Genomic DNA, 10,586 nt, shown 5'->3' with positions numbered 1-10,586 from the left:
CTTCTGTGCCAACATCACCGCGGAGGCCCTGATCCAGCCATGAATGGCGATTTGATGCATACGGTACAGGGATATATATACTATCCGGGCGATACGCCCTTCGATGAACATTGAACCCTTGGTGAGATTGCCCATCAAGCTACCGACCGTACTGTATTTACTCAGATTCACCAATGAACCGTGATCTTTATAGATGTAGCTCTTTAGCGGTTTACCTTGCTCTGCCAACTGAATATTGCGGGCCACCAAAGAGGCCATCTGGTGCGCCGATTGAGCGCGAGGTGGCACCCAATTACCATCAGGCTGCTCGCACGCACAACAATCACCAATCACATACACGCCATCATCAACCGTACTTTGCAGCGTTGGCTTAACAATAATCTGACCACCACGACTGGTTTCAAACGCATCCATTTTCTGTACGAAGTCAGGAGCCTTGACACCTGCGGCCCACACCATCAAATCGGCATCAATACGCTGGTCTTCATTGGCAATAAAACCTTGCTCGTCAGCGCGAATAACACGGGTATCTTCCAGTATCGTCACGCCCAGTTTCGCCAGTTCCCGCTTAGCCGACAACGCAATACGCACAGGTAACGCCGGCAATATACGCGGACCGGCTTCAATCAGCGTGATTTTCAGACGCTTAGCCGACATATCCGGCATACCATACATCTTCATCAAATCAGCAACATGATACAACTCGGCTGCAAGCTCGACGCCAGTTGCACCACCCCCAACGATTGCAAGCTTCAGCGTGCCATCCGTAGACTGCTGATTGAGTCTCAAGAACTGGTTCAACAATGCCCGGTGAAAACGCTCAGCTTGCTGATGGGAATCCAGAAAGAAACTGTGATCCGCAACACCCGGCGTACCAAAATCATTACTGACACTGCCAACGGCCATCACCAGCTGATCATATGCAAGCTCCCGCGCTGGCAACACCTCTTTACCCTGCTCGTCATTCAACGTATCTAAACTGATGACCTTACGCGTCCGGTCGATACCGGTCATTGTACCCAGCTGAAATTGGTAACCGTGAATACTGGAATGCGCGCGATAAACCACACCGTCGGTGTTGATATCGAGCGAACCCGTCGCGACTTCATGCAACAACGGTTTCCAGATATGATTTCGGTTGCGATCAACCAGTATGATCTTCGCTTTGTTCTTTTTGCCGTACCTGTGGCCCAGTCTTGTTGCCAGTTCCAGCCCGCCGGCGCCGCCTCCTACAATTACGATGGTTTTCATTACAATTCCTCAAAGTAGTTTCAGGCCAACACTCCGTAAAGCGCTGGCCTGACTCCCCTTGAGGTGATACTCGCAAGTGACCAGATGGGTAGCTTCACCACGTTAGTCACTTTGATCCGCTTTGAGAATACCTCATCAGACCAGTACAAACATAAACTTTAGTTGTAATTAATCGTTGCATTTATGTAACCAATAGAAAGCAAAACAAACCGATAAGGCACAAAAAAGGCCCCTTAAAGAGGCCTTTTTAACAAGCGAAATACTCTGATCAGACTTTATATTTACTCAGTAAAGCCTGAAGATCATTTGAAAGTACGGATAGCTCCCGACTAGATTGCGCGATCTGCTGCGCTCCATCGTCTGTTTCTTGGGAGACTTCATTGATTGCGACCAGCGAACGGTTAATCTCCTCAGCAACACTCGTTTGCTCCTCAGAAGCCGACGCTATCTGAATATTCATGTTGGTGATTCGTTCTACTGCTGCAGCGATTTCATGCAATACGCCACCCGCTTCTGACGCTTTCTGTCCTGCACTCTCTGCCTGAGAGGTACTGGTTTCCATAGCGCTCATGGCATGGCGTGAGCCGCTCTGCAAGTGCTCAATCGCGCCACGAATCTCCTCAGTCGAGGTACGCGTACGCTGTGCAAGCGTCCGAACCTCGTCAGCAACGACAGCGAACCCACGACCCTGCTCACCCGCTCTCGCGGCCTCTATTGCAGCATTCAGTGCCAACAGGTTGGTCTGTTCCGCAATATCAGTAATGACGTCAACGACCGATCCGATATTTTCACTGTCACTGTCCAATGCGCTGATGCGTTCAGATACCTGTCGAACCTCGCCGACCAATGTGTTGGTTGTATCCATCGCGTCATCGACAACCTCATTTCCACTTACAGCCTGCTCAGTCGTTTTCTGGGCTTCGCGGTTTGCGCTTTCAGCCTGAGTGGCTACTTCCTGTGCAGAAGACACCATCTCATTCATCGCACTCGCAACCTGCTCAATCTCCAGGCGCTGAGCACTGATGCTTTGGGTCGTTTGACCGCTGATCGAGGTAAGCTGATCAGCAGCGGCAGCCATCGTTGTGGTAGCACCGCTAATCTGACCGATCAGGTGACGCATGGACTGAATAGTGGTATTAAAGCTCTTAGCCATGCTGCCAATTTCATCTTCACGCTCAACGGCCACTTCCGTAGTGAGGTCGGCGTCTTTGACGATATGCTCCATCGTGCTGCGCAAGTTATCGAGCGGCTTTCGTACCGAGTTATATACAGCAAAACTCAGGAAGCTGAGCACCAGAATCACCGCCAATGCCAAACCAACAAGTAGGATCAATGCATTCTCATAAGCATCCGCAAGTTCGCGCTGTTCTTTTTCGACCATACGCAACTGCAAGTTAACTAATGCGGTTATTTTATCACTGATCGGGTCTATGTCTTTGTATAGAGGGCCATCATAATCACTTAGACGGGAAGTGACTTTATTGCTGATTTTGCTGAGCAAATTAAGCTTGTTCTCGACGCGGTCAATAGCCCCGTTGGCTTTCAAAAATAGCGATTCAGCTTCATCTGCCAGCTTCAGTTCTTCGCCTTGAAGATCCAGTGAACGATAAGCCTGCCATTTTTCATCGATCTCTATACGCGCTTTCTGTATCCCCTCTACCGCTTCAGTAGAGGTTATAAGGCCAGAGTTCGCCTTATTGACCGCATCAACCACGAGAACGGCATAATCATCTGCGATAGTTTTTAAGTTTTCGAGAGGGACAACACGCTGGTTGTATATGCGGTCAACCCCATCATTCGCCACTTTCAACTGAACTAACGCGGTGAACACCAATGCGATTAGCCCAAGAACGGGAAGAATAGAGGTCATCAGAAGTTTTGCACGAATTGAAAAATTGCTTATCAGCATAGGGATATCCAATGAGTTCTTATTGGTACTGCTTCCCTTAGCTGTTACTTACGTAACAGCCTTCACATACGGAGAGGATCTTTAGCTACTACCCGTCGCGACTTCGCGTCCTGCGCCAGAGCCAATGTGTTATCTTATTTTTAGTATGTTTAAACTTTGTATCGCTGACCCACAGCGAATACCGACATTTCAAACCGACAATACAAATCAAGCTGCATTGCTTATACCGTCTTCTTCTATTTGTTACTCGACATCTGCTTCGCCCTCTACAACACCCTCTTCTAACCCTACGGGCATTGCTGTCGGAAGGTAGATACGAAAACAGGTTCCAGAATTGATCTCACTTTCCACGTCGATGCGACCACCATGCTGCTCAATAATGCTATACGAGATAGACAGACCTAAACCGGTACCTTCACCAACATCCTTGGTGGTATAGAATGGATCAAATATACGTGCCAGACTCGCTTTCGGGATACCGCATCCCGTATCTGAAATAGATACAAGAATACCGTCTTCAGTGGGCTCCGTTTTGAGCGTTATTGTCCCAAAATTGTCGATGGCATGACTGGCATTCACCAGTATATTCATCCAGACCTGATTGAGCCTTCCTGCCTGACAGTAAACTAAAGGAAGCGGCTGAAGGTCCGTTACGATCTCGGCCTTATACTTTAGTTCATTCATGACCATCTTCAAGGTTAACTCAAGTCCTGAGTTTATATCGGCCGCTTCACGGGTTCCTTTATCCTGACGTGAAAAAGAACGTAACGCGGTCACAATATCCTTTATGCGTTCCAAACCTGCGTCGTTATCGTCTAACAAGCTAGCCATATCTTCACGTAGAAAACCGATGTCCAGATCTCGCCATAGAGCGCGAAAACCTGCGAGACATTGCTTGAGCTGATCTGCAGTCGGCTCCTCCGTACTATCGACCCACCGCTCCATCATTGAGAGCAGCTGGCTAATATCATCAACATACTGACGTAACGTCGACGAGTTACTGAAGATGAACCCCATGGGATTATTGATTTCATGAGCCACACCGGCAGCTAACTGTCCAATGGACGCCATTTTCTCAGCATGAACCAGTTCAGATTCTGCTTTTTCTTTAGCTTGGCGTAACTGTTGATTCTCCAGCTGCAGCAGCTTTGCCCTAACGCTTGTCATCGTTTGAGCCACCAGTGACGAAAACCTTTCGACCAGACTCTTATCACTGTTACTGAAGCCGCCAACTTCGCGGCTGGTCAGCACTAATATCGCCGTAAAGTCCTGTAACTCTACCGGACTATATAGCGCGGACCCTACCTCGTACCTCATCGCTTCAGGCTGAGCCTGCCATTCGGGAAGCTTATCAATACGGAATGTAGCCAGGGTGCTTCCTTGCAGAACTCGTCGAAATAACGCGCCCACCTGCCATTCTGTGGCAAGAAAACGCCCTTCAGAACACGCCGTACAACAAAGCCAGCCGGGCTTTGACGGCTCAAGCACAAAACAATAGTTACAGGGTAATAACTGACGGAATACATCAAACATCTGGGCGAACATCTCACTCGGTACGCCCGATTTCAGTACAGCCTGCATTCCATCGAGCAACAACTCACTCTCTTGACGATGACGTTCAGCCTGAGTCTTAAGGCGTGTTGTTTCCTGCAAGGATTCACGCAGTTGCTCTATCGTTTCCATTTACTCTTTCGCTCCAAACACGACGGCAGAGATCATAAGGTTGCCATGACGATTTGTGCTATCCAGAAAACATCCCTGCTCACCAAAAGTAAACGTCCCCAAAAACGGTTGCGGGAATTCGGCACCAATGCTGTTAACGACCTCGGGCATACGATCAGCTACGGTTAGCATACAGCCCGCGCAGTACACGATCAGAGCGCCCTGAGGTATGTGCATATCTGGCAGCAGTTGTTTGGCGGTCTCCACCACACGTCCGGCACGGCTGATCAGGCTGTCAAGGCTTCCGCGCATCAGATGGAGACGTTCTCCCTCACAGACTTCGGTAAATAGCTCTAATCCACGCTGCGGGCTTAGCTCGGCAGGATGGCTCAGCAAATACTCTGAACAGCCTTCAGTCTCGTTGACTAAACGTCCCAGAGGGTTAACCGTACTCTGCATCAAAACGCTACCACCTTCAGCCACATCATTCAGCAGCCCGTGCGTCCATTCGTTATAAACATCCGCAGCCGGTTTTCCGTCCAATGCCAGCAAATGCCGCCCCTCCGCATGGGTCACCACTGCGCTGACACTTTCAGGGGTATAACCACTTGAAAAGCTATACCCAATACTTCCTGATGGAAACAGTACCGCAACAACAATACGATCATGGTGCAACTCACCCTCGACATATTGAAACCAATCCCCTGCGATCTGATTGTCTGCCACACTGCCGCCAATGATCGGTACTGAACCTCCTATCAGCTCGACCATGCCCTCAATCACCGCTTCCTCCCTTCCAGGAGGCAGAATGCACCAGATGAGATCCGGGGTCTCCCAAGAGCGCCCTGCATCTTCTAACGCACTCTCAAGCGCATCATGACCAGCCTTCCTGGGGTCATCCTCCAACGCAGCAGTCCCCACGCCATAAGCACCGTCCTCATCATACAGCGCAAAGAGACCAAGCCCTCCATTACCAGACTGAGTGACGCCCGCTTGGGTCATAATCCCCTGACAGGAACTGCCTGCAACTAACGTTGGACAACGCTTCGAGAGCGGTGCAAATGCGTCCTCGGAGAACATTCTGTAATTACCTGACAAAATAGCCAGACTGGGATGTGTATCAGAAGGAAGTGCGGTTAAGAGTTCATCTACCGCAGCGTATGGATCGGAGTTGAGTGTACTGTTCGTAATGATTTTCATCGGCGCTGTCCCTAAAAATCCCTTTTAGCCTATACGCATGACCTACATGCTAATGTGGCTCGCATAGTCAGCCGTAAAATTTCTTTCAGATAATCTAGACCTGCACTCCGGCAAAGTAAAATGCTAACGACGGCAAGATCATCACCGTCCAGCTATCGTTACCGATCCGACCAAACCGCCATCTCGTTACCGCTCGGCTCAGTAAAGTGAAAACGTCTTCCACCCGGGAATTCAAAAATGGGGGTGCTGATGATGCCTCCGGCACCCTCTACCTTAACCTGAGTCGCTTCCAGTGACTCACTGTAGAGCACAATTAGCGCCGCGCCTTGTGACACTTGTGACTGCATATCCGCTTGATAGAAGCCGCCATCCAACCCCTGATTAGTAAATGCCGCGTATTCCGGGCCATAGTCCATAAATTCCCAACCAAATGCCTGCTGGAAGAACGTTTTTGTCGCGGTTAGATCCCTCGCGGGAAACTCAACGTAGTTGATTTTTTCATGATCGGTCATGTAAGTAATCCACCGTTTGCTTAAGCTGTACAGGCAGTATTGATGCAAGAGGTCACAGAGACAACTTGCATCCATTAACTGTTGTAGAGACGCTTACTCTCAATCAGCTCTCTACCGCTGCCGACCTGCCATCGAACACTTCCCACCCCTATTTCGATACGACCTTTTTGCCCTGCATAGCCATCAACCCAGCGGCGGTCACAATGGCAATCCCCGCCCAACTCACCATCGATAGATTTTCATCCCATAACACCCACCCAAACAGGGCGGCCAGAGCAACTGACGAGTAAGTAAAGGGCCCCAACTGTCCGGCAGGTGCCAACCCATAGCCTTTACTTAATAGGAGTTGCGCCGCCGTAGACGTAGCCGCCATCAATATCAGCCATAAAAGCTGCTCTGTGTTTGGAGTCATCCATACCAGCATTGCAGGCACAAAAGATAAAATCGCGGCAAAGAATGAGAAATAGAACACAATGCGCTTTGCCGGTTCTGTGCTGGACATACGCCGGATAACAATCTTGGCAAATGCCCCCAACATGGCACCAAACAAGGCGATGAACACCGCAACATTCAACGTGCCCTCACCGGGATTGAGAATGAGTACGACGCCGACAAACCCAACCGTAATCGACCATTTGACCATCCCGGACACCCGCTCACCCAGCCACCACAACGCAATGATCGGCATAAAAAACGGTCCGGTTTGCTTCAACAATGCCGCTTGAGCTAACGGCAGATGCCCCCATGAATAGAACAGGCAGGTCATCGCAGTAACACCCACCGCCGCGCGCAGAAAATGCAGATGCAGTCTTTCGGTTTTAATTGCGCGGGTACCTTTACGCAGGATCCACGGTAACAGTAAACACAATCCAAACAAGTTACGTGCAAAGACGATCACTTCCGTTGGCAGCTCACCCGATAGCTGTTTAATAACCATCCCTGAGCACACCAGAAAAAATTCGGACAACACAATCAGTAACGCACCCCGATAGACGGGAGAAGAATCCATAAGTACTTTGCTTCCCTTCAAAACGAAGAAAGCCAGACGCCCCTTGAAGAGACATCTGGCTGGTTCAGCGACGAGTAGTCGATGTTAATTAAATAGCGATAATCTCGAAATCGCCATCCATTTCCTTAGCTGCTGCTTCACTAGTCACGACCGCAAGACTGGCCTTCGCCGGATCAAGATAGGTCTTCGCAACGCGTTTCAGATCATCAATAGTCACTTTCAGAATACGCGCACGAAAACGTTTGCGCTGCTCCGGAGTCCGGCCAAACAATTCACTATGGAAGGCCTGCTTCGCTTCTCCAGCAGGAGATCCCGGACGGTCAATGGAACTGACAACACCCAAAATGGCTTCTTCCAGCTTCTGAGGATCGTGATCTTCCTCCAGCAACCATGCCACGGACTTATCGAAATCATCCAGCGTCTCGCTTAGGCGCGGATCGCGGTAGGAGAAGAAACGGAATGCGGCATCAGCAGAGTCCTGACCCGCACCGGAACCGTAGGCACCGCCCTGCTCACGAATAGCACGATGCAGGTAGCCGTTGCGCAGGAAATCACCCAGCACCGTCAGTGCCGCTGAGTCTTCATGCTCAACCGTCACTGTCTCATAGGCTTTGGCGCAGAAGTTCACCTGCGTACTGGTTGTCCATAGCTGTTTAACCTGACCGCGCACTGACTCTAACGCAAATCCGCTCTCGGTGGATGTGGCGGTAGAATCAGCCCAGGTATCAGCCAGCGTTTTAGCCAGTTCATCCTGCTGCTCGGCCTCCGCCACCACCAGGAACTGGCGTGGCGCGGACTTTATCTTCTCATGCAGCGCACATAACTGATCGGAGAGTGCCTGAAGTTCCGCCTCGTCGTTGAGTCGATCATCCAACTGTTTGGTGGCGCGAATCCCTTCCAGACCACGGGTGTCATGTGCCAGGCGCGCGGCCGGACTCATTTGTGCCAAAGCCGCCATAATGGCCAGACTGTGCCCATTCCCCGTAATACTCTGCTCTTTACGGGTTCGCTGCTGAGCAACAATTTCACGGATACGTGCTTGTTCATCAAAGCGTGCGTGATGCAAGGTTTCATGCAGCAGTGCAGTCATCTCCGCCTGCTTTGATACCAACGCTTTACCCGCTAACGTGAAGTAACCTTTCACGTCCTGCTCACTATCAATCGCACCACGAATAGACGAATAGGCATGTACGCTGCCTGTCACCTGCGCCTGATACTGCTGGTTTTCCATGTAGTTGCGATCACCACAGCCCATCTCTGTCAGCAAGTGACTATAGAGCGGCAACAGACGTTGCTCATCGTCGCTGAGTGCAGGCAGGTCCATAATGATCTGCTGATACACTAAACCATTCGTACCTTGCTCATATTGGGTCAGCGGCAACTTAGGATCTTTACCCGTGGCTTCCGGAATACTCATTTCATCCGGCACATCATTAATCGTCACTTTTGGCAGGATGCTTTCATCATCTTCCTGCATCTGACGCTCTTCTAACGCCGCAGCCTGATCAATCAACGCCTGGGCTTCAGTATCACTTAGCTGCTGGCGAACCGCTTCGAGATTATCAGCTTCCACCTGATCACGACGTTTAGCCAGATTCGCATCCGGGCGTAACGTCAAACGTACGCGGTGGGTGTTATCCAGCAACCACTCTTTTACCAGACGCTGCACAAAGTCAGGCTCTTTGATCTGCTCGTGCAAAGATTCCAGCACAGGATCAAGATTCAGCAACGCAATCGCATCACCGCGATGAATCGCGGACGGCATTGCTGCCAGAATCAAATTCAGACCATATGGATGTCCATCACCACTGATCTCACGCTGAATTAACTCCAGCTGGTGTAGTTGAGCTTCCAGCATCTCCTGAGGCACGCCCTCTTCCGCCACTTTTTCCAGCGTTTCAAGTACCAGTGCTTCGAATTGACTCGCACAGTCAGCTTCACTGCCTTCAATGCCGCACATAAAGCTCATCTGACGATTAGAGTCTTCAAGACCGCACATCGGTGAAGGCGCCGTGCCCAGATCAGTCGTTTCCAGCGCGTGACGCAGTGGAGATGCGCTGTTATCCAGCAACACCCGTGACAGCAAATGAGCCTTTAACTGCTCTTCAAGATTGGTCGAGTGGCCCATGAGCCAGCCCAACACATGGTGGGTTTTGGCGCTGATATCGTCCTGATCAAGTGCGTAAGCCTCTTCAACACACACCGGTGCATGATAAGGCTTTTCCTCATCCACACCGATCTCAACATCTAACTTGTCGAACTTATTGAGCGCGCGCTCTTCGAAACGCTGCTGCAAGTCGCTTACTGACATATTGCCGAACGTCATGAATACCGCATTGCTCGGGTGGTAGTGAGTACGATAAAACTCTAGCAGCTCGTCGTAACTCAGATCAGTAATAGATTCTGGATCACCACCGCTGTTGTAATGATAGGTGGTCGTTGGAAACAGGTATTTACTCAGAGTCTGCCATAGGGTGGAGATCGGAGAGCTCATGGCACCCTTCATCTCGTTCAGCACAACGCCTTTGTATACCAGCGGCGAGGTCTTATCACCGGCTTCGGCAAACTCCATGCGGTGGCCTTCCTGCGCAAAATCAAGTGGATCAAGGCGCGAGAAAAATGCGGCATCAAGATACACATCCAGCAGATTATTGAAGTCCTTCGTGTTCTGGCTGGCAAATGGATACGCGGTCCAGTCACTGCTGGTAAACGCGTTCATAAAGGTATTCAAAGAACGGCGCGTCATCATGAAAAATGGATCACGCACCGGATAGTTTTCACTGCCGCATAACGCAGTGTGCTCGAGGATATGAGCAACGCCGGTTGAATCCATCGGCACGGTGCGAAACGCCACCAGAAAAACGTTCTCTTCATTATCTGCCGCTATATGGTAGTGCTTGGCACCGGTCTTAACGTGGGTGTACTCCGCCACCTCAACACCAAGAGAAGCAATGGTTTCCGCGCGATTAAAAATGAAGCTGGCGTAACAATCCTGTACTTGCATAGAAACTGAAGCCTTATATAGATGTAGATATCGATAATT

At 50.2% G+C, this 10,586-nt stretch carries 7 protein-coding genes; all 7 read right to left on the bottom strand.

Features of this window, described 5'->3' with window-relative positions:
* The coding region (locus tag ABYW01_RS06240; protein ID WP_372831635.1) for an NAD(P)/FAD-dependent oxidoreductase at window positions 1-1,251 on the bottom strand (1,251 nt) is incomplete at its 3' end.
* 268 nt (window positions 1,252-1,519) lie between these two features.
* Complete coding sequence (locus ABYW01_RS06235) at window positions 1,520-3,160, bottom strand: methyl-accepting chemotaxis protein (RefSeq protein ID WP_372831634.1); 1,641 nt, start codon at window positions 3,158-3,160, stop codon at window positions 1,520-1,522.
* A gap of 243 nt (window positions 3,161-3,403) precedes the next feature.
* Window positions 3,404-4,843: a sensor histidine kinase gene (locus ABYW01_RS06230; protein WP_372831633.1), complete on the bottom strand. Its 1,440-nt coding sequence runs from the start codon at window positions 4,841-4,843 to the stop codon at window positions 3,404-3,406.
* Window positions 4,844-6,022, bottom strand: a complete 1,179-nt coding sequence (locus ABYW01_RS06225; protein WP_372831632.1) for an FIST signal transduction protein — start codon at window positions 6,020-6,022, stop codon at window positions 4,844-4,846. It lies immediately after the preceding gene.
* 158 nt (window positions 6,023-6,180) lie between these two features.
* Window positions 6,181-6,534: a VOC family protein gene (locus tag ABYW01_RS06220; protein ID WP_372831631.1), complete on the bottom strand. Its 354-nt coding sequence runs from the start codon at window positions 6,532-6,534 to the stop codon at window positions 6,181-6,183.
* Window positions 6,535-6,682: 148 nt separating this feature from the next.
* A complete protein-coding gene (locus tag ABYW01_RS06215; protein ID WP_372831630.1) occupies window positions 6,683-7,543 on the bottom strand; it encodes a DMT family transporter in 861 nt (286 codons plus the stop codon).
* An 88-nt stretch (window positions 7,544-7,631) separates the two neighbouring features.
* Window positions 7,632-10,547 (bottom strand): insulinase family protein, encoded by a 2,916-nt coding sequence (locus ABYW01_RS06210; protein WP_372831629.1) that lies wholly within the window; start codon window positions 10,545-10,547, stop codon window positions 7,632-7,634.
* Between the last annotated feature and the right edge of the window lie 39 nt (window positions 10,548-10,586).

It is taken from the genome of Pontibacterium sp., from assembly GCF_041587635.1.
In the GTDB taxonomy this organism is placed as follows: Bacteria; Pseudomonadota; Gammaproteobacteria; order Pseudomonadales; family Balneatricaceae; genus Pontibacterium.
This window is presented reverse-complemented; position numbering and strand designations above follow the sequence as displayed.

Excerpts from the sequence above, each read along its gene's own strand:
- ABYW01_RS06235 (WP_372831634.1), bottom strand. The coding sequence starts at position 3,160 with ATGCTGATAAGCAATTTTTCAATTCGTGCAAAACTTCTGATGACCTCT.
- ABYW01_RS06230 (WP_372831633.1), bottom strand. The coding sequence starts at position 4,843 with ATGGAAACGATAGAGCAACTGCGTGAATCCTTGCAGGAAACAACACGC.
- ABYW01_RS06225 (WP_372831632.1), bottom strand. The coding sequence starts at position 6,022 with ATGAAAATCATTACGAACAGTACACTCAACTCCGATCCATACGCTGCG.
- ABYW01_RS06220 (WP_372831631.1), bottom strand. The coding sequence starts at position 6,534 with ATGACCGATCATGAAAAAATCAACTACGTTGAGTTTCCCGCGAGGGAT.
- ABYW01_RS06215 (WP_372831630.1), bottom strand. The coding sequence starts at position 7,543 with ATGGATTCTTCTCCCGTCTATCGGGGTGCGTTACTGATTGTGTTGTCC.
- ABYW01_RS06210 (WP_372831629.1), bottom strand. The coding sequence starts at position 10,547 with ATGCAAGTACAGGATTGTTACGCCAGCTTCATTTTTAATCGCGCGGAA.